At 40.7% G+C, this 20,286-nt stretch carries 17 protein-coding genes; 2 read left to right on the forward strand and 15 right to left on the reverse strand.

Annotation, left to right across the window (positions count from 1 at the left end):
- Window positions 1–194: 194 nt before the first annotated feature.
- The 13 genes from ACSHXM_RS15310 to xdhA form a co-directional block, all read right to left on the reverse strand.
- Window positions 195–533: a hypothetical protein gene (locus ACSHXM_RS15310; protein WP_435689977.1), complete on the reverse strand. Its 339-nt coding sequence runs from the start codon at window positions 531–533 to the stop codon at window positions 195–197.
- 31 nt (window positions 534–564) lie between these two features.
- Window positions 565–930 carry a VOC family protein gene (locus ACSHXM_RS15315; protein ID WP_435689979.1) on the reverse strand — a complete coding sequence of 122 codons (366 nt, stop codon included), beginning with the start codon at window positions 928–930 and terminating at the stop codon, window positions 565–567.
- Window positions 931–1,411: 481 nt separating this feature from the next.
- Window positions 1,412–2,203 (reverse strand): hypothetical protein, encoded by a 792-nt coding sequence (locus tag ACSHXM_RS15320; RefSeq protein ID WP_435689981.1) that lies wholly within the window; start codon window positions 2,201–2,203, stop codon window positions 1,412–1,414.
- A 249-nt stretch (window positions 2,204–2,452) separates the two neighbouring features.
- The gene (locus ACSHXM_RS15325; protein ID WP_435689984.1) at window positions 2,453–4,999 is read right to left on the reverse strand and encodes a TonB-dependent siderophore receptor; all 2,547 of its coding nucleotides are present in this window, start codon (window positions 4,997–4,999) and stop codon (window positions 2,453–2,455) included.
- A 398-nt stretch (window positions 5,000–5,397) separates the two neighbouring features.
- Window positions 5,398–6,750 carry a nucleobase:cation symporter-2 family protein gene (locus ACSHXM_RS15330; RefSeq protein WP_435689986.1) on the reverse strand — a complete coding sequence of 451 codons (1,353 nt, stop codon included), beginning with the start codon at window positions 6,748–6,750 and terminating at the stop codon, window positions 5,398–5,400.
- Window positions 6,751–7,088: 338 nt separating this feature from the next.
- On the reverse strand, window positions 7,089–7,388 hold the full coding sequence (locus tag ACSHXM_RS15335; protein ID WP_435689988.1) for a DUF1330 domain-containing protein: 300 nt from the start codon (window positions 7,386–7,388) through the stop codon (window positions 7,089–7,091).
- A 9-nt stretch (window positions 7,389–7,397) separates the two neighbouring features.
- Window positions 7,398–8,627, reverse strand: a complete 1,230-nt coding sequence (locus ACSHXM_RS15340; RefSeq protein WP_435689990.1) for a urate hydroxylase PuuD — start codon at window positions 8,625–8,627, stop codon at window positions 7,398–7,400.
- A gap of 18 nt (window positions 8,628–8,645) precedes the next feature.
- Window positions 8,646–9,986: a guanine deaminase gene (gene guaD, locus ACSHXM_RS15345; RefSeq protein ID WP_435689995.1), complete on the reverse strand. Its 1,341-nt coding sequence runs from the start codon at window positions 9,984–9,986 to the stop codon at window positions 8,646–8,648.
- Window positions 9,987–9,989: 3 nt separating this feature from the next.
- On the reverse strand, window positions 9,990–10,325 hold the full coding sequence (gene uraH, locus ACSHXM_RS15350) for a hydroxyisourate hydrolase (RefSeq protein ID WP_435689997.1): 336 nt from the start codon (window positions 10,323–10,325) through the stop codon (window positions 9,990–9,992).
- Window positions 10,326–10,347: 22 nt separating this feature from the next.
- Window positions 10,348–10,845 (reverse strand): 2-oxo-4-hydroxy-4-carboxy-5-ureidoimidazoline decarboxylase, encoded by a 498-nt coding sequence (gene uraD, locus ACSHXM_RS15355; protein ID WP_435689999.1) that lies wholly within the window; start codon window positions 10,843–10,845, stop codon window positions 10,348–10,350.
- Between the two features lie 12 nt (window positions 10,846–10,857).
- The gene (gene xdhC / locus ACSHXM_RS15360; RefSeq protein WP_435690001.1) at window positions 10,858–11,745 is read right to left on the reverse strand and encodes a xanthine dehydrogenase accessory protein XdhC; all 888 of its coding nucleotides are present in this window, start codon (window positions 11,743–11,745) and stop codon (window positions 10,858–10,860) included.
- A gap of 1 nt (window position 11,746) precedes the next feature.
- Window positions 11,747–14,146, reverse strand: coding sequence for a xanthine dehydrogenase molybdopterin binding subunit (gene xdhB, locus ACSHXM_RS15365; RefSeq protein ID WP_435690003.1), 2,400 nt, complete (start codon window positions 14,144–14,146; stop codon window positions 11,747–11,749).
- Entirely contained in the window at window positions 14,139–15,617 is a 1,479-nt protein-coding gene (xdhA, locus tag ACSHXM_RS15370; RefSeq protein ID WP_435690005.1) for a xanthine dehydrogenase small subunit, read from the reverse strand. Before xdhA ends, xdhB begins: the two co-directional genes overlap by 8 nt.
- 413 nt (window positions 15,618–16,030) lie before the next feature.
- Here xdhA and ACSHXM_RS15375 point away from each other — a divergent pair, with 413 nt between their 5' ends.
- Window positions 16,031–16,723 carry a TetR/AcrR family transcriptional regulator gene (locus ACSHXM_RS15375; RefSeq protein ID WP_435690007.1) on the forward strand — a complete coding sequence of 231 codons (693 nt, stop codon included), beginning with the start codon at window positions 16,031–16,033 and terminating at the stop codon, window positions 16,721–16,723.
- Between the two features lie 65 nt (window positions 16,724–16,788).
- Window positions 16,789–18,156 carry an 8-oxoguanine deaminase gene (locus ACSHXM_RS15380; RefSeq protein WP_435690009.1) on the forward strand — a complete coding sequence of 456 codons (1,368 nt, stop codon included), beginning with the start codon at window positions 16,789–16,791 and terminating at the stop codon, window positions 18,154–18,156.
- A gap of 163 nt (window positions 18,157–18,319) precedes the next feature.
- Here the strand turns inward: ACSHXM_RS15380 and ACSHXM_RS15385 are convergent, their stop codons facing one another.
- Window positions 18,320–19,099 (reverse strand): hypothetical protein, encoded by a 780-nt coding sequence (locus tag ACSHXM_RS15385; protein ID WP_435690011.1) that lies wholly within the window; start codon window positions 19,097–19,099, stop codon window positions 18,320–18,322.
- A 240-nt stretch (window positions 19,100–19,339) separates the two neighbouring features.
- The coding region (locus ACSHXM_RS15390; RefSeq protein WP_435690013.1) for a hypothetical protein at window positions 19,340–20,286 on the reverse strand (947 nt) is incomplete at its 5' end.

Genomic DNA, 20,286 nt, shown 5'->3' on the forward strand with positions numbered 1-20,286 from the left:
GCAATAAGCAGCTCCCAGCTATAAAAGATTGCCTTGTCCAGATGTCCATATCTGGCCATCTGACAAGCCATTAATTTGTCGGGAAATTTGTAGTCGGGATAAATCAAAAGCATCGGCTTTTCCGACTAAGAATTTGTTTTGTGGATGGTAAGCATGGGAGTGTAAAATTAACTATTGAAGTCATAGTTTCTTACTCATAAGCACGCTTCAAATTGAGTCCTAGATTTACTTATACTGCCATCTGATATAAATCGGCATGGGTTGTTTTCAATGCACGCATAATTAATTTTATAAATAGTTGTAGTGCCCACGCACAATTGAAAACTAGTACCTGATTGCAGTATTTTCGATATAGCAGAAACATCTAAATCTAATTTACTACCTGTATTGATATCCCCTGAATAGATAGGGATTCCACCTTCCAATTCGGACAACAATTGCTTGCAAGCTAAAGACTCACATCCTTTGAAAATCACTTCAGCCAAGGTGTTTGAAGACATAAATGTAATAAAAAATAATGTAAAAAATTTCATGTGTTTCTTTTATAATTTTTTCTTTTAGTTATTAAAATGGGGAAGATATATCAATTAAACAACCGCTTGGATCTTTGGTAAGAAATCTACGTTGCCCATAAAATTCATTTTTAGGTTCTTGAATAATAGGTAAGCCTTGTTGTACTGCTTTTTCATAAATTTTGTCCACATCAGTCACCACGAAGGTGACATACATTCCATTGGGTAATTGTTGGTATGATTTAGGCACTAGCTCATGATCTCTTTGAATAATGCCATACTCTATTTCAGAGTCTTCTGGCGAGCAAAGTTGCACATACCAATCACTATCATATTTAATCTTAAAACCAAGAAGTTCAACATAAAACCGTGTACTTTCATTTAAGTTATCCGAGCAGATATTGGTAAGTATTTTCATTGGACATTCCTTATACAACTTATTATACGATTTAACGCCGTTTATTATTTCGGTCGTATTTTTACACGGCCCCTAGGTGTTTCTTTTATAACTGCTTTCTTTCAGTTAGGCAAAAGGTACTAGTGGAAAAGTGTGCGAAGCACATGCTTTTCTCTAGCGAATACAATTTTCCAAATTTTGAATAGACTTGCCAGATGCCCAGACATGGATGTCTGGGTAAGGCGAACTGCTTTGCATGGATGTTACCTTTCGCCACTCTGGCAAATAAGGCTATTTTAAATTTGATTAGAAAATTGATTGGAGCGCGGCTTTTCTGGTTACTCTTTTTTGCTGTTGAAAAAGAGTAACTGGTGTGGCAGGGATGCCGCATCAAAAACGCAATGGATTGCGATGAACGAAGTGAATGTTTTTATGTGCTGTGCGAATAAATTGTGCGCAGCACATAGGTGACAATGCCATGTTTAATTAACCCGAGCTCAGGTTAATTACCAAACAAACCTTTTAATTTTTCTTTGGCTTTGTCTTTCAGCTTATCTTTTTCTTTGTCTAACTTTTCTTTCGCCTTGGCTTTGGCTTCATCTTTGAAAAGATTTTTCACTTTATTTTTGGCTTCTTTAATCAGGTTATCTAACATTGCATCAATAACCGCTGCGCCTAGTTGATCTGCTGGAATGCCATTGGGTACACCAATCGCGTCTGCATAAAAAGTGGGTAGGGTTAACTCAAATTGACGTTTTTCTAACGGCAGATCGCCTAGATCCATTGCCTCTATATTGAGTCTAAGTTTGACATCTTTGATGGTTACTTTCTTCACACTCATTAGCGGCGCCGTTTTATCACCATTTTCCTCTTGTTCTTGAGGTTGTTCTTGGGATTGAGGCAGTGATGACTGTACGTTTTTCTGAATGACAATTAAGTTGGCTTTGCCCTCTTTGTCTACTTCGTATAAAACGCTTGGACTATCTATTAATAACTCTTCAATCACATAAGGCTCTTGAGTAGACGTGCCTAAATCTAGTCTGATGTTATCTAGGCTAAACGCATTCTCACTGGAAAACCCTTGTGGGTTGGTAACGGTAAGCCCTTTGATGCTGACTTTTGCGTCGGCCAGTTTAGTTTCTACTTGGCTTACCGAGACATTTGTTTGGGTTGCTTGACTGCCTTGGGTTTCTATTTGTTCACGAATAAATCCATCGAGCCCTGATAGCCCTAGATAAACAACCCCCCCAACAACTCCTAAAACAACAACCAGTGCAATAAGTAACTTTTTCATAATAAACGTCCTTTGAATTATTTTAATGCATTAAATGTATATCGGATGCAGATGTCAATGTGAACTAAATTAAAGTTTAGTGAATTGAATCGAATTAAATCGAAATATAAGTCGATTTTTGGTTTAGACGATATTCAGCCCTCAAATAAAAAACGGAGCCAACTGGCTCCGTTTCACGTTTTAACTATGTTTACAGTTATGTCTTAAACTCTATGTTTAACTATCTGGTTAGAACTTAGAACTTAGGACTTAGAATTTATAACTTAACATCACTGAGCCTGTTCTGCCTTCAGAAGGTTTTACTACCACTGAGTCAAATAAATCAGCAGAGGTGTAATATTCTTCATCAAACAGGTTATTCACTGAAAATAGTATTTCGTAATTGTCAGCCACATAACCAACAGACGCTGTCCACACCATATAACTGGGTAACAAAATTGTTTCTAGTACGTCTGTGTATGTTTCGTCAGCCCAACCAAAACCTGTACTGCTGGTTAAGCGCCCTTCTCCTAACGGATGAGTGTAGTTTAGATAAAGGCTCATAGAGTTGTCGGGTAAACCACCTCGGTCTAACTCAACTCCGGTACCGATAAAGGTTGAACGGTTACCGCCAATTCTGCCGCCATACACTTGGTATGGTTCTAAACCATTCTGTATCGCAAAATCAGCACCATTAATGATGGCTAATGCGTTGTCACTCACTTCCGTTGTTTCGATATGAGTAGCCGTTGCCGTGATGGAGAAGTATTCGTTTAACAAAGCTCTGGTTTCAAACTCAATGCCCGAACTGGATACCGCTACAAGTGCTTGGGTTTGGCCTATTCGGTCGGTTTTTTCTTGATCGTAAATTGATAACGCGGCATACACAGAGTCATCGTCATTGGTGTATTTTAGGCCTAATTCTGTTAACTCTGAATCGGCTAAATACTCGCCGTTATCCACACTGCTGGCGATGATCCCGCCCAGCTGGTTGGTGGTCAGTGAGTTGGATTTAGCGTATGTCGCATAGGGTATAAAGCCAGAGTCTGTTTTGTAAGAGACACTGATGTTGTAACTTAAAGCGGTTTCAGTATCGGTATGAACTTGTCCATCGCCAAATGGAATACCTAACAAAGATACAGCTTGGTCTTCTGCTTCTACGTCATAGTAGTCATAACGTGCGCCGAGCAAAATTGACCATTGGTTTAGGGCAATATCTGCTAAATAAAAGGCACCTATGTTAGTCACGTTAGAAACTTGTTCTTCGTTATAGTTTCGACGAACTGTGCCCTCTATGCCAGTTGGATTACCATTTTCATCATACAAAATGGTTGCATCTTCGTATGGATCATCCACTGCCCAGTCGATTCTATCGTTAGCTGTTGGCCCTACTGTGATGTCTCTGAAGTCAAAGGTTTCGTCAAAAAATGCATGGTTTAAATCAAGATCTTCATTTCGAATACTGGCACCGGTTATATGTTGAATCGTGTAACCGTCACCTTGGGTTTCAAACATCAAACTTGAGCGAAATTCAGCCGCCGTGGCACCTGGGTAATCTGCGGTAAATCCCCAACTTTGAAATTTAGTATGATCCATATAGTCATAATAAAATTGGTTCTTCCAAGTCATATCGCCATCTAGATAGGTGGTGAAATCTAAATACGCGGTGACGGCTGTTGAATCAGCAAAGTCAATGTCGTCGATAAAGGTGGTTTTATGATCGATTTGCGCCGTACCGGGATCAGTTAACGCATAACCATTAATAAAACCAGGGGCACCAGGACAAGAAAGTAAATTTCCGTCATAAACAAAGTTACTCGATTCTTCAGTGCCTGGACTACAAAATGAGCCTACCCCAGAAAAAGACGAGTTAATAAAAAATGGCGCAAATGGTGTGACAAATCCTGACTCTTGAGGCAACAACCTATCTGCACCTATTGGATTGTCAGAGTTTCTAATGGGCCCTGCACCTGTGATGTAAGTACCATGGTCTATTAGGTCTTGGGTAACGCGGTTCCAGCCTGGTACTTGAATACTGTCAGAGGTTTGCGCCTGAAAACCTAATTCCATCACAGTATCTTCAGTGAGGTCTAAATCGATTGCTACCTGCAACATCTCGTTGGTTGGTTCGTAGTCATGATAGAAAGATCCTGAATCTTCTACTTCGGCAAAAACATAAATTCCACCTTGTTTGCCACCTAAAGTGAAAGGTGTGCCTACTTCAGCGGCGATAATTTTTTGTGAATAACTGCCTAAGGTTAAATCCACTTTACCTGTCATGGAATCGATGTATTTTGTGGTGTCAGACTTAGCCGATTTAGGCGAATAGTTTAACTGACCACCGACACTACCTGTGCCGTATAGCGGGCTGACAGGTCCACGCATGACTTCTAATTGTTTCGCGCCGCGAATATTGGTTTTAAATGCCCCTGGGTTGGCGATGCGACGAAATCCACGAAAATAGTTATCAGCAGATTCACCACGAATATCCATTGACCCTTGAATGCCAAAGAATGAACTTGTCATGGCTCCTGGGGTCATTCTCACTAGGTCATCTACACTTCTTAAGCCGTAGGCTTCGATTAAGTCAGAGCTCACTTCCGTAACCGCTCTGGGCGTTTCGACTAATGATTTATCGAATCCAAATGCGCTACTCGAGTCTGGTGGCATTATGGTATTAACGTCTCGTACACCGACCACAGATATGGTTTCCATCTGCTCTTGCTCTTGTGCGTGTGCATGAGGGGTTAGGGTAATCGATACTGTGGTAATGGCCGCAACAGCCAAAGCCAGTTTGTTTTGTTTGAAAGTGTTCAATTTATGTCTCCGTATCGGTCTATACCCAGAGGTATTTAGTATGTGTTTGTGTGTTGTTTTGCTAAATTTTATTGATTCGTGCTTAGGCATGAGGTCATTCAGCTAATGGCAAAATTGCAACACTTATGCCAAAAACTTGTTTTTCTGACCAATTGGTTAGAAACGGGCTTTGCAGCCAAATTGATAGATTTAAAATATCTGTGATTGCAGTGTTTTACGCCCAAAAAGTGTGCAGTTACCCTAAAAATGGGCAGCATGAAAGGCTTGTTGGATGATCGTTATTTAAAGGGGAATTGGAAGTGTGGAGTTAGGAGCTTTGCGTGTAAGGTCAACAGGCCCTAGCAATACGAGGAACAAATCTTAGCCCAGACTTAAAGCATGGGCTAAATCCACTTATGTTACGCATTGTCTAAGGCGTTGCTTTGTTCTGGATCTGGAATCAATAAACTCATGATAATGGCTGTAAAACCGGCCGTGGTGACGGCCGAAGATAAAATATTTTTAATGACCACCGGCAGGCCTTGCACGGCATCTGGCACCATCAATACACCTAAACCTGCGCCAAAAGAGGTGGCTATGATCAGCGACTTGCGTCTATCGATAGGTTCACTGCCCAAAATCTTAATGCCCGCGACAGCAATTGTGGCAAACATGACTAAAGTAGCGCCGCCTAAAACAGGTTTTGGAATGGCTTGTAATACACCACCAATTACAGGGAATAGTCCGAGTAATACTAATATACCAGCGATATAAAACCCCACGTGCCGGCTAGCAACCCCTGTCATTTGAATAACAGCATTGTTTTGACCAAATGTTGTGTTTGGAAAAGTATTAAATACAGCGGCCATTGCTGAGTTTAATCCGTCAGCTAAAATGCCGCCTTTAATTCGTTTGAAATATTCTTTGCCTTTTATGGGCAGTCGACAAAACAGGCTATTAGCTGTGATATCGCCAGACGTTTCTAAGGCGGTTAAAAAATAGATAAGTGCCACGGGGAGAAAAATATCTAAGTCAAAATTAAAACCGTACTTAAACGGCACAGGTAGGCTAAAAATAGGCAGCTCAACCATATTCGAAAATGACAACATACCGAGTGCGTAAGCTAAAACAGAACCGACTATCATGCCTACTGTAATGGCAGATAAACGGATCCATGCATTTGATGATATGTTCATTGCAATAATTAACACCAGTACAAACAAGCCTAAGCATAGGTTCTGTAAATCTCCAAAATTTGCACTGCCAAACCCTCCGGCTAAATCAGTGATCCCAACTTTGATTAAACTGACACCAATCGTAGTGATGACTATGCCAGTTGTAAGCGGGGTGATGATACGTTTCACTTTATCAATAAATTGACTCACTGCGATTTCGATAAAAGCCCCGACAAAACAAATGCCGAACATAGTAGACAATATTTCTTCGTTGCTTCCGCCCTTGGCTTTAATAGCGAATCCGGCAACTAGCAAGGCACTAACAAATGCGAAACTCGTGCCTTGTACGGCAATTAAACCACAACCCACCGGTCCAAATGTTTTGGCTTGTACAAAGGTTGAAACCCCAGAAATAAATAAAGACATGCTGATCAAATAGGGGACTTCGGCCTGTAAGCCTAACGCGGCACCAATAATTAACGTTGGGGTAATCACACCCACAAAACAAGCCAGTAAATGTTGCATTGCAGAAGTGATGCTCTGTTTTACATTTGGCACGTCTTCTAATTCAAATAACATATCTGGATTTGTTTTCATTATTGTTCCTGAGCTTGTCACACTTCTTTTTTAATGAGTAGTAGATAAGCAATAAGTTGACCATGTAGTCAAATGCTGTGCGCTGTTCTTAACCTAATTAGATAAATTTAATTAAAATCAACAATTTAGAATTAATTTTAGATGGAGGATAAATGTTCTCTGGTTTAGTAGACGTCAGTTCGTGTATCAAAAAAGCACTATTAAGGTGCAAATGTTAATTAGTTGTTAGGAGAAAAATTTTCATGAGATCCAGCCAAAAAAAAGGGATGAAACAAATGTTCCATCCCTTTTTTATTTTTTGTTTTTTTTAAAGCCAACGCTACTTTCCCGAGTTCGCGTTACTTAAAGTCGACACTGCCCTCAACTATCACCATATTGGCGTCAGCGTTGGCATTTCTTAAAGCATGTATGTCTGCATAGGTATCACTTGTAGCCCAATATTGTGCTACTTTTAACGAAGGAAACTGCATTACCACCATACGTTTAGGTTGCCACTTACCTGTCACCACTTGGGTGTCAGCGCCTCTTACTAAATAGGTACCGCCATTTTCATAAACCGTTGGGGTGATTTTAGCTAAATATTCTTTATAGGCTTCTGGGTTGTGTACTTCTACATCCACAATTACATAGGCTGTCATGGTTATTCCTTACTCTGTAGCATTATTTGTAGCTAACCAGTTAAGCAATATTGCTCTGTCTGAGTCTGATAGTTGAGTCATGTTACCTAAGGGCATATAGCCTGATTGAATTGCCACATGTGCCTTAGCAGATTGTTGAGTTAGGCTCTCTAAACTATCAATGATTATGCCTGCTGGTGGCGCGGCAAAGCCTGGTTGAGTCGGCGCCTGACTATGACAATTGGCACAATGTTGTTGAATGAGTTGATCCACTTTTACCGTCAATTTAGCTTGGTCTAATTGGCTTTGAGCGGCAGAAGTTGGAGCACTGGCGTCACTGACTAAACTAGTTTCGGGTTTAGTTAAACTCAAAGTTAAGGCCACTAAGACTAACCCACATAAACTACTGATGGCGATGAGTGGTTGTTTGCTCCCCGTATGTTTGAGGTTGAAGTAGTGTCTGCCCCATGCCAAAAAACAACCAATGGCGACGATAGCCAACCAACCAAATTCATGGCCATATACAAATGGGTAATGGTTGCTGATCATGCAAAAGATGACAGGTAAAGTGAGGTAGTTATTGTGGGTTGAACGTAATTTAGCAAATAAAGCTAAATTTTCGTCTGGTGTTTGATTGTTACTGACAGCGTCTACGAATTTTCGTTGAGCTGGCATTATTCCCCAAAACACATTGCCGGCCATCCAAGTGGCCATCATGGCACCTACATGCAAATAGGCGGCTCTTGCGCTAAATAAATTGTGGGCCAACCAGCTCGCTATTGTGATAAGTACCACTAACGACAACGCAAATGCTAAACCTTTTTTAACCAATGGAGTGCGCAGTAATAGTTCGTAAATTAATTGTGCACCCACAATGAAACCAACACTAGCAGCTATGGCTAAGTTAGCAGATTGTATCCAGGTATCTGGCCCGACTAAATAGGATTGGGCTTGTAAATAATAAAGCACCACTAATAAAGCGGTACCACTTAACCAAGTAGAATAGGCTTCCCATTTGAACCAATGTAAGGTTTTTGGCATTTCTTCTGGACGTAGTTGATATTTTGCGACTTCATAAATTCCCCCGCCGTGAATCGCCCATAAATCACCTTTCACCCCTTTATCTTTTTTCCATTTTGGTGGTTCACGTAAACTTAGATCCAACCAAATAAAATAGAAAGAGGCTCCAATCCAAGCGATGGCTGCCACCACATGGAACCATCTAAACCCTAAATTTAACCATTCGATAAATGTTGTCATATGTTTATTCCTTAAGGTCTAGTCATCCGAAGCGCAGGCAAGACGGTTATAGACCATATTCCCCATGCTATAAGTTCGTTCAATATTGTGTTCGTCGCCTAACATCATTAACGCGAATAAAGTTTCCTCGAGTGTACTGGCTTGCAGCTGGCGACTTTTTTGTATTTTGCTTGGCGATAAAGTGATTAAGGTGAAATCGGCCTCTTTACCTATCTCAAAATTGCCTATTTTGTCATCTAACAATAATGCTTTGGCATTGCCTAATGTAGCCATGTACAAAGCTTTTAATGGATGTAATGATTGACCTTGTAATTGCAATATCTTGTATGCTTCAGCCAGTGTTTTTAACAAAGAGAAACTAGTTCCGCCACCTATATCTGTGGCCACACTTACCGTGACCCCTGCTTTTTCTAACCGAGCTAAATCCAGTAAACCACTGCCCAAAAACATGTTTGAAGTCGGGCAAAATGCAATTTGAGACTTGGTATGTGCTAGGCGTTGAACTTCATCATCAGATAGGTGAATACCATGACCAAATACACTTCTTTCACCTAACAAGTTGTTTTGGTCGTATACGTCTAAATAATCTTTAGCTTGTGGGAATAGTTGTTTGATTAATTCCATCTCTTGGGTGTTTTCTGACAAGTGGGTTTGCATGTACACACTTGGATTGGCCTTATAAAGCTCACCCACCATAGATAATTGTTCGGCTGTACTAGTTGGCGCAAACCTTGGCGTTAAGGCATAACTTAACCTGTCTTGGCCGTGCCATTTATCTATTAAATTCTGACTGTCTTGGCGTGCAGACTCTACCGTGTCTAACAAACCAGCGGGGGCATTTCTATCCATCAAAACCTTACCCGCAATCATTCGTAAACCGTATTTTTCGGCAGTTTCAAAAAATGCATCAGTGGATTGGGCAAAAACCGTGGTGTAAACCATAGCAGTGGTTGTGCCGTTTTCTAACATCAGTTGGATAAATTGTTCTGCTGCTTCTAAGGCAAAAGTTTTATCAGAAAATTTTAACTCAGCTGGAAACGTATATTGATTTAACCAATCCATGAGTTGTTCACCATAAGAGGCGATAACATTGGTTTGAGGGTAATGAATATGTGAATCAATAAAGCCCGGCATGATCAAGTGTTCAGGAAAATGTTCACACTGAGTTAAATCAAAACCACGCTCAGCCATATATTCTGAGGATTGCACTTGTTTGATTAAGCCGTTTTCAACCACTAATACGCCGTCAGCAAAGTACTGATAGCCGCTTTTTTTTAGCGGATCTGGCTGGCCGGTAAAATGTAGTATTTTTGCTCGTAGGGCAAAACTTCCCTGGTGTACGTATTTACTCGAGGTCATTAATTAACTACCGCGATAAGTAGAATAGCCATAAGCATTAAGCAATAAAGGCACGTGATAATGTCGGCTTAAGTCGTCAAGTTTAAAAACTAAGTCTACATAGGGGTAAAACGATTCTTTGCCCTGTGCTTGGTACCAAGCTCCAATCACAAAATGTAATTTGTAATGTCCCTTGGTTAACGTTAAATCGTCGGGCCATAACAGGATCCTACCGTCTTCATCTGTTGAGGCTTGGCTTAGTAATTGACCATCCAAGTCTAATAATTTCACTAACACGTCGGCCGCGGGTAATCCCGTTTCTAAATTCAGGATATGTGTAGTAATGGGCGATTTATTCATCTTGTTCTCTTAATTTTGATAATTAGTTTTCAATTAACTGGGTTAATCTAATTTCGGTTATTTTGTTCTGTTCTGCGGCGCCGTTTTTTAGTTCTATAGCCCTAGTATTACTGATCCTACTTTGTAATATGTTCAGCATTTCTTCAGCAGATTTTCCTGTTGCACAGACTATAAAAATAAAACCATTTTGATCTTCATAATCTTGGTTCAATTGCCACAAGGCTTGGATGGTTTCATCACTTGCTTGCATAACTTGGCCCTGTTCTGCTGTGGCTTTACCCGCAAACTTAGAGCGTAATAGTTCAATATCACCAATTTTAGCGTGGCCTTTAAATGCCTCTAAAATTTGTGCTTCATTGGCTTGTTCAAATAATGCTAATCCTTGAGTTAGTAAAGACTGAAAACTGTCAAAGGGCGCTTTGATTGCTAGGGTTTCTGCCCACCACTGGCAATGACAACAATCATGTAATTGTTTGGTCCTGTCTGACACAGTTAATTGGTTAAACTCTTGCAAGGTCATGTGTTAATTCCGTTATTCATCAATTTGCACATTAGCTAGCGTGGCATCAGACAAATTGATTGCCTGTTTGATCTCTCGCCAACTTGCTCCTTTTCTTTTTGGGGTATTAACACCTTGGCTGTTGGCTTGCTCTTGAGAAAACAAACTTTGTAGTTGCCCAGCGATAGACAGCGCCACTTCCATTGGTAATTTACCTTTAAGTTCAGGTAAACCAATAGGGCAGTGCAAACTTTCAATGCTTGTTTGGGAGATCTTGTCGCTAGCTAAGCGTTTTTTAAATCTTTTCGCTTTAGTGTCAGATCCAATCAGCCCCACATAACTAAATCTAGGCTTGTCTAACATGCTTTTAACCAAGGCATAGTCTAATTGGTGATCGTGAGTAAACACCACAATCCAGCTATCGTCAGCTAGAGCTGGAATAATCTTTTCGGGTGACTCTAGGCAAATACTTTGGCAATTGGTTGGCAAATCAGTGGGTATTTGTTCAGATCGATTGTCAACTAATGTGATTTGGCAGGGCAAACCAGCCAATATTTGGATTAATGCCTGACTAACGTGGCCTGCACCAAATAGTACAATTTGACGTTGACTAGCCGCAAAACATTCTAGCAACACAGTGACAAATCCACCGCAGCATTGGGCGGCCTCTGCCGCTAACGGCAGCGGACGAAACACTTGGCAGGTTTGGTTTTTTAACATCAGTTTACGTGCTTCTTGAATAATCAAATATTCCAATTGGCCACCACCTATGGTGTCGTAACTGTTTTCGCTATCTATCACCATTTTACTGCTGGTGTCTCTTGGTGTAGAGCCTTGTGCACCAATAACTGTGGCAATCACATAGGCTTTGGCCGATTTATCACAATGTTCAATCGCCTGTGTCCAAGTTAGTTTACGCATATCAATTTACCTGGCCGTTAAGTTTGTTTCCGCCCATAAATTCTTGGCATTCTTTTAATGCCCAAAATACCCGCTCAGGTGTGGCTGGTGTATCTAGCCTTGGGATAAACTTATGTTCAGTCGTGCTAGCACACGCATCTCGTAACGCAGCCCAAACGCTAATCGCTAACATCAATGGAGGCTCTCCCACCGCTTTAGAAGAGTGAATGGTTACCTCAGTATTTTGTTGTTGATATAAATCGACTTTCATTTTTTCTGGTACGTCAAACGCGGTGGGAATTTTGTAGTTAGCCGGGCTATTTGAGATTAATTTACCCTTGTTATCCCAGCTTAATTCTTCTGTGGTTAACCAGCCCATTCCTTGCACAAAACCGCCCTCAATTTGACCCACGTCTAACGCTGGGTTCAAAGATTGACCTACGTCATGCAATATATCCACTTGTTCGACTTTGTATTCTCCAGTGAGTATATCGACACTGACTTCTGAGACTGCCGCGCCGTTGGCGTAATACAAAAATGGCTGGCCTTTGGCTGTGTCTCTGTCGTAAAAAATCTTAGGAGTTTTATAATGCCCAGCTGCAAATAGTGGTACTCGATTCATATAGGCGAGTTTAATAAATTCGCCGAATGGAATGCTTTGTGATCCAATAGTAACAAGGTCATTTTTGAAGCTGATATCGTTAGCAGTCAGTGTGGTGTCTTGGTTGGAATAATGTTCAATGGCAAATTCAATCAAAGATGTTTTGATAATGTCGCAAGCATTTTGAGCGGCCATGCCGTTTAAATCAGTACCTGAAGATGCTGCAGTTGGTGACGTATTGGGTACTTTGTCGGTGCGAGTCGCCGACACATTCACTCTGTCAATTGTCACACCAAATGCAGTCGCCACTACTTGTTGAATTTTGGTGTATAAACCTTGGCCCATTTCAGTTCCGCCATGGTTTATCAACATAGTGCCGTCGGTATAAATTTGTAACAAGGCACCGGCTTGGTTTAGGTGTTTAACGGTAAAAGAAATACCAAATTTAACTGGGGTTAATGCTAAACCTTTTTTCACATAAGTATTTTTTTGGTTGAATGTTTGGATTTGTTTTCGTCTGCTCCGGTAATCGGCACTGGTTTCAAGTTGTTCGATTAATTCCGGTAACACCTGTTGTTCAACATCTTGACCATAATGGGTTTGCGTACGGTCTGCTTGATATAAATTTGTTTTACGAATATCTAATGGGTCTTTACCTAATTGACAGGCAATTTCGTCCATTAAAGCTTCAATCGCCATCATACCTTGGGGGCCACCAAAGCCACGAAATGCAGTATTTGAAACCGTGTGGGTTTTACACCTGTGCCCAGTGATTTTTGCATTACCAAGGTAGTAGGCATTGTCGGCATGAAACATAGCTCTATCGACTATGCCTTCAGATAAATCTGGTGAATAACCACATTTAGCCGATAGCTCAAAGTTCACTCCTTGTAATAAACCCGTGTCATCAAAACCTGCTTGCCATTTATTTAAAAAGTCATGACGTTTGCCCGTTTGGATCATGTCATCTCGCCTAGGCATTTTATACCGTATTGGACGTTGCAGACGATTGGCGAATAACGCGGCCATACAAGCCAACGCTGCAGCTTGGCTTTCTTTGCCGCCAAAAGCACCGCCCATTCTACGCACTTCTGAAACCACTAAATGCAACGGGATAGACAAAATCTCGCCGATGAGTTTTTGAATTTCAGACGGATGTTGGGTGGAAGTGATGACATGAATTCCGCCATCTTCAGTAGGCCAAGCTTGGCTTATTTGTCCTTCTAAATAGAAATGTTCTTGGCCTTTGACGTAAATCTGCCCTGCAACTTTATGTGGGGCACTATTTAATACTTGCTCAGAATCACCTATTTGCATGGTATGTGTAGGTAACACAAAGGATTCGGCCGCTAGTGCTTGTTCAATTTCTAATTGAGCGGCGAGTGGTTGGTATTCGACCTTAGCTAACTTCACTGCTTTTTTAGCTTGTTTTAAGCTGGTGGCGGCGACTGCAAATATAGGTTGGCCAACAAACTCCACTTTTTTCTCAGCTAATAATGGATCACCACCATAAACCGGACCCACATCGTTATGCCCGGGAATGTCTAAGTGAGTGACAACATCTACCACGCCTGGGGCGCTTTTAACGGCTGACAAGTCTAACGATTTTATTTCTGCGTGTGCCTGACTGGAAAAACCTGTTGCTACATATAATAGGTTTGGCAACACCGGAATATCATCTATGTACTGGGCACTGCCATTAATATGTTTTGCTGCAGATTCATGTTTGCTGGAATGACCCACACCGCCTTTACTGCCATTTAAAGAAGGCATAGATGCGTCAGATGGAGTAGTTTGAGCCGGTTTAATCAGTTTACGCATGATGATATACCCCCAGCTGTTCGTCGGACTGGCTAAAAGCGATACTCGCCTTTCGTAATAAGTTTTGGGTGGCTGCGATCCTGTATTCTGCCGAAGCTCTCACATCTGTCATGGGGGAGAACTCTTTGGCTAACATCTCGCAAGCTTGTTCGATTACATTTGGATTTATCTTGGCGTCAGAATTGAATGGATGTTCGCCCAACAAGCTTTCTGTTTCAAAAGCTCGCTTAGGAATCGCTGCCATGCCACCTAAGGCTATATTCATGGTTCCGCTGTTTGTTAAAACAAATACGCCTAATACTGAAGAAATATCATCTTCGTAACGCTTACTAATTTTAAATATTTGGATTGGCTGAGCCAGCGCCTCTTTTGTTATATAAATTCTGGCAAGGTATTCGTTTTCTTGTAATTGAGTTTTTTTGTAGTCTAGATAAAACTCAGTAATGGCGAGCCTTCTACTTTGACCTTGATTATTGATGATTTCTAATTCAGCGTTTAAGGCTAATAAATATGGAGGCATGTCACCGATGGGTGAAGCGTTACAAATATTCCCACCTATGGTACCTCTATTTCGAATTTGCCTTGAGCCTAAGCGATGTAGTAGTTGCTGATACAAAACCGGAGCCTGTTGTTTAGCAAATGATTCTAATTTTTGGTAACTCACAGCAGCGCCAATCTCAAAATGGCTCTGAGTTTCATTGATGTTTTGTAGTGATTCAATGTGAGTTAAATCTATTAGTTGGGGAATAGATTGATATTGCTGAGTCACAGCTAACATTAAATCTGTGCCTCCAGCTATAAGTTGTGCTTGGGGATAAAGTAGTAACCATGCTTGTAAGTCTTTTTCAGTGACTGGCTTTGCGAAAAAATTTTCTAAGTTAGTCGTAGCGGTTTGGTACTCATTTGTTGCACTGTTTTGGGCATTTTTTGAGGAGGGCTGCACAATCTTGAACGTTTGGTTATCTTTTTCTAAGGCATTGCAACCTGCTTTCACAATAGGTCTATAACCTGTACAGCGACATAAATTACCAGAGATAGCGTCTAATACTTGCTCTCTGCCTGGTTCATCTGTTGCCTCGGAATTAGCGCTTTTTTCTAACTGTAATGCGGTTAACGACATCACAAAACCTGGGGTGCAAAAGCCACACTGAGAGCCATGACACTCAAACATTTCTTGTTGAACTGACGTTAAATTAGGCGAACTTTGCGTGACCTCTTGTAATTTATCTATGGTCACAACATGTTGATCCGAAAGACTTTTAACTGGATATATACAACTGTTCACTGCCTTGTAAGTCATTTGGCCTTCGGTTTGGGTTCCAACTAAAACCGTACAAGCGCCACAGTCACCTGAGGCACAGCCTTCTTTGGTACCAGTCAAATTTTGATTTTCTCTCAAGTAGTCAAGGAGACTGACATCTGACCCAATATCCTGAGTATCGACAGATTCGTTGTTTAAGGTGAATTGCATCTTCTATTCCTTGGTGGCCACTTTAAGTATAGTATTTCTACTTTTAAACCGATTGTTTTAAAATTGATATAAGCAAACTAAGCAAAATATTGGCCAGTAAGACAGTTATTCAAAAAATAGGGTTATAATAAATTAACCTTTTAATATGGCATATATGTTGCTCAATCCCAAAGGACAAACGTACGAGTAATCACTCGAGAAAACGAGCGATTAATCAATCGAGTAACCAATCGAACTAATCAGTTGCTGCATGATAACTGAATAATTATAATATTTCTGTCTAATTGGTCAGGTTTTTTTGGTGGGCGGTTAATAATGAGCGGTTATTGTTGGCCGGTCATTGTAATCGACTATTTTAAGTAACCAAAGAAGTCACTTTAGAAGCAGTGTTAAGCGTAATTTAGGAAATAATAATGACACAAATTAAAGATCTAGAATCAGACTTTGACCCCAACGAAACGCCAACGGGGAAATATAAAGCTGGCAAAATTCGAGACGAAAATATCACTAATATTATTCAAGCCGCGGAAGAAGTATTTGTTCAATATGGTTATAAAGGTACGAGTATTCAGGCCATAGCCGATAAAGCGAATATCGCTAAAGCTAATGTTCATTATTATTTTAAAAGTAAATCTAATTTATACATAGCCGTGTTAGGCAACTTGATGCACTTGTGGAATGACTTTTTTGATCAGGTGACCGAAGATGATGATCCGGCCATTGTGTTAGATGAGTTTATTCGTAAAAAAGTGGCCTTGTCTTATAGTCATCCTCGGGCGTCTAAACTATTTGCCATGGAAATTATTCAGGGCGCTCCCCATTTAAAAGAATATATTCGAACTGAAATGCGTGTGTGGGTGCGTACTAAAGCTAAAGTAATCCAAACTTGGATTGACCAAGGTCGTATGGCGAAACATGTTGATCCTGTGCAACTTATCTTTTTGATTTGGTCTTCTACTCAGCACTATGCCGATTTTGAGGAGCAAGTATTAACCATAATGAATTGCGCCGAATACGAGCAAGACATGATAGACAATATCTCGAACTTTCTAAGTCAGATGATATTAACCGGGTGTGGGTTAACTCCCCCTCAACATAATACTTAACCTGGTGCTTATGCTAATTAAGCCACTTAAGCTAGATTTCATTAGAGCTCATAAAAAGGTCAACAATGCACACTGCTTCTCATAAAACCTTATGGATAAAACACCCTCTAGCTTGCTGGACGGGAAATGAACAAGATGCCAGTAATGGTGTGGTGATACAAGGCGACACTATTGTTGAATTAGTGGCAAAAAATGCCACGCCTAAACTTGAAATTGCTCAAGTATTTGATGCTTCGCAACAAGTCATTTTACCGGGGTTAATCAATTGTCATCATCATTTTTATCAAACCTTAACTCGGGCTATTCCCAGTGCTTTGAATCAAGAATTATTCCCGTGGTTAAAATCTTTGTATCCCATATGGGCAAATTTAGACGATGAGGCTATTTATGCCTCGACTCAGTTGGCATTAGCCGAGTTGATGTTGTCGGGTTGTACCACAGCGGCTGATCATCATTATGTATTTAGTCATATCATGCCACACGCTATAGACGTGCAAGTAGAGGCAGCAAAAACCATAGGTGGCCGGGTCACTTTGACCCGTGGCTCAATGAGTTTAGGCGAATCTGCTGGTGGTTTGCCTCCAGATAGCGTGACTCAAAGTGATCAAACCATTTTGTCGGAAAGTGACAGACTCGCCACTCAGTATCACGACAGCAGTGCCGAATCAATTTGCCAAATTGCCCTTGCACCTTGTTCGCCATTTTCGGTAACCCCAGATTTAATGCGTGAAACAGCCAAGTTAGCCAAACAAAAAGACTTGTTATTACATACCCATTTAGGTGAAACCGAAGATGAGAATGACTTTTGTGTACAACAGTTTGGCATGCGACCGGTGGAATATTTAGCGGATGTAGGTTGGTTAAACCAGCGTACTTGGTTAGCTCACGGTATTCATTTTGATCCCGAAGAAATTAAAACCTTAGGCCATGCATGTGTGGGAGTTTGTCATTGTCCAACCTCAAATATGCTGTTGGCTTCGGGTACCTGTAAAACACTCGATTTACAAACTGCCGGAGCCCGAGTGGGTTTAGGAGTAGACGGCTCTGCTTCAAATGATGGTTCGAATCTAGTGCAAGAAGTGCGACAAGCTATGTTGTTGCAAAAATTACATTACGGCTCGGCACAGTTTACCCATATCGATGCCCTTAAAATGGCCACCCAAGGCAGTGCCAGTTTGTTACATCGGCCAGAGTTAGGTGAAATTGCTATAGGTAAAAAAGCCGATTTGGCTTTGTTTGGGTTAAATGAAGCGAGGTTTTCTGGTAACGGTGACCCTATCGCCGCCTTGGTATTGTGTGGTGCCCATCAAGCAGATTATGTAATGGTAGCGGGCCAGTGGACAGTGAAACAATCTGAATTAGTGAACGCCGATTTACAAGACATCATGGCCCGACATAAAGTCGCCGCAGATAAACTGAATAAAAGGTTTTGATTCAACTGGCAACTCAAAGTTTTATTTTATGCTTTTTAAAGGAGTTATTTCTTTAAGAGCTGGTGTTAATAAAAATATCAAGTAAAGCAACTTCAAATGGAAGATAAAAACGAATATTGCCTTGACGATAGTGGTGCGTCCATATATTCCTCTTTAACTATTTCTAGTTATTTCCATCTTGTTTTAGAACACAAATGTCTACGCCACAGACTTCATCAGTATAAGGCACAATCAGGTGAGTACCATTAGAATGTATTTTCTCAGAACTATATGTATCACATGAATTTAAACTAGAATGCCAGCGAGATCGATAAGTGCGATTTCCTATCGACTCCCCTTCCGAAATAAATAATCCTCCACTCTCTCCAGATTGGATACCTGAACTGTTATTAAAACGCGTACCTTGACAGTTTTCTCCCGAATAATAGAAAGTTCGTCTTGGTGGCATTTCATATGACACTGATTTGACTGACCGCGTAGGGTCATCATCAATATAAGTCCATACCTGATTACTATCATCAATATCTATAAGAGTTCCAACACGAGTCTCACCGTCTCCTTGATACACACCGATAGAAAATCCTCTACCAGATGAGTTTGCTCCTAGCGCTTGCGAAGCAACAACTAGGTTTAATTTTTCAACCCGCTCATAACCACTCGACACACTACAGTCGCCAGCGCTTTCAACAGTTAACGCCATATTCCCCTGGCTCGCAGCTGCCGTTAATATCAAAGAATACATCGCGCGGCCAGAATCAGAAGCTAAGGAGGTAGACCATAAACCTTCATTTTCTTCGGTAACACAGTTGGGTCTTACTCCTATTTTAGCTTCTGTCGTAGAAAACAACACAACATCATTATCTACTTCTAAAAAGTCAATTGTACCCGCGGCATTGCTAACAACAGAGATAAAGACAGTCAGGAGTGTAAAAACCTTTTTCATTTATAAATCCATATTCACGTGTACATCCAACAAAGAGTGTACGCGTATTATAATTAGAGTTGAGATAGAAGGAGGATAAAGCATTTACTAAGTTCATAAAAACGCAATAGTAAATATTTATATGGTGATGATAACAGAAAAAAAATTACCGTTTAAATAGTTATCATGGGTGTCCTTATTAGTAAGTTCCAATTATAGATTAAAGTTTGAAATCGATGTGTAATTTACTTCATTTTCTACTTATTGCTCTTTTAAATTAACAGGAGACAACAAGCGTTTAATCGTGATGCTCTCAGTTAAATCGACAACTGAATTATTTGATAATGTGCAGCGCCACAACACTGATTGCTCACCGACTATATAAAAACGTTTACTTTTTAGACCTTGGATATTTAACAGAGTATTAGGTTGGTTCATGTCAACACAAGTTCCTTCACTTCCCCCATCCCAATTGATATTGACCTCTTGACCAACAAACACTTCTGACACTGGTACATTATTGACCTGAAGGGATATGCTCGAATAGTACTCAGGAAGAGTTGAAATTACTGACACAATTTCGGAACTACCACAACCGGCATTTTGAGGGTTACATACCACTATTTTAAACGAATACTCACCCGCCAAAGACAAGGTCTTATTCATACTCAATTCGGTAGTTTGTTCGATAGAACTTCCACCGCCAGGCAAAGTGGTTGTCACATGGTAGGTTGCGCCAGGCACCGAACCGCCAGCAACCTCCCAATTCAATGTCACATTTTCACCTACTGCAACAGAAGATTTAGAGACGGTATAATTCGCAGCAGGGCCTGGAGCAGTATAAAGTACAATCGATCTTAGCTCACTATAATCCCCGCAATTTGATTCATTACAAGCTCGAACTTTGTATAGCCTCTTGCCATAATTACTGTAATTCAATGATTCCGATAAGGCTTCGCCAGAATACACCTCAATATTATCTTCCAGTAACTCATAACGTGAGATCGAACCTGATGCCGCTGTCCACGATAAAATGTAATCTGTATTAACAGGAATATAAGCGCTTCCTACCGTGCCAGGTTGGCCTGGAACGCCTGGGGCAGGCAACACAGCAGTCACCACTAAATTTTTGGAACTACCACAACCGGCATTTTGAGGGTTACATACCACTATTTTAAACGAATACTCACCCGCCAAAGACAAGGTCT

It is taken from the genome of Paraglaciecola sp., from assembly GCF_051252315.1.
Lineage (GTDB): Bacteria > Pseudomonadota > Gammaproteobacteria > Enterobacterales > Alteromonadaceae > Paraglaciecola.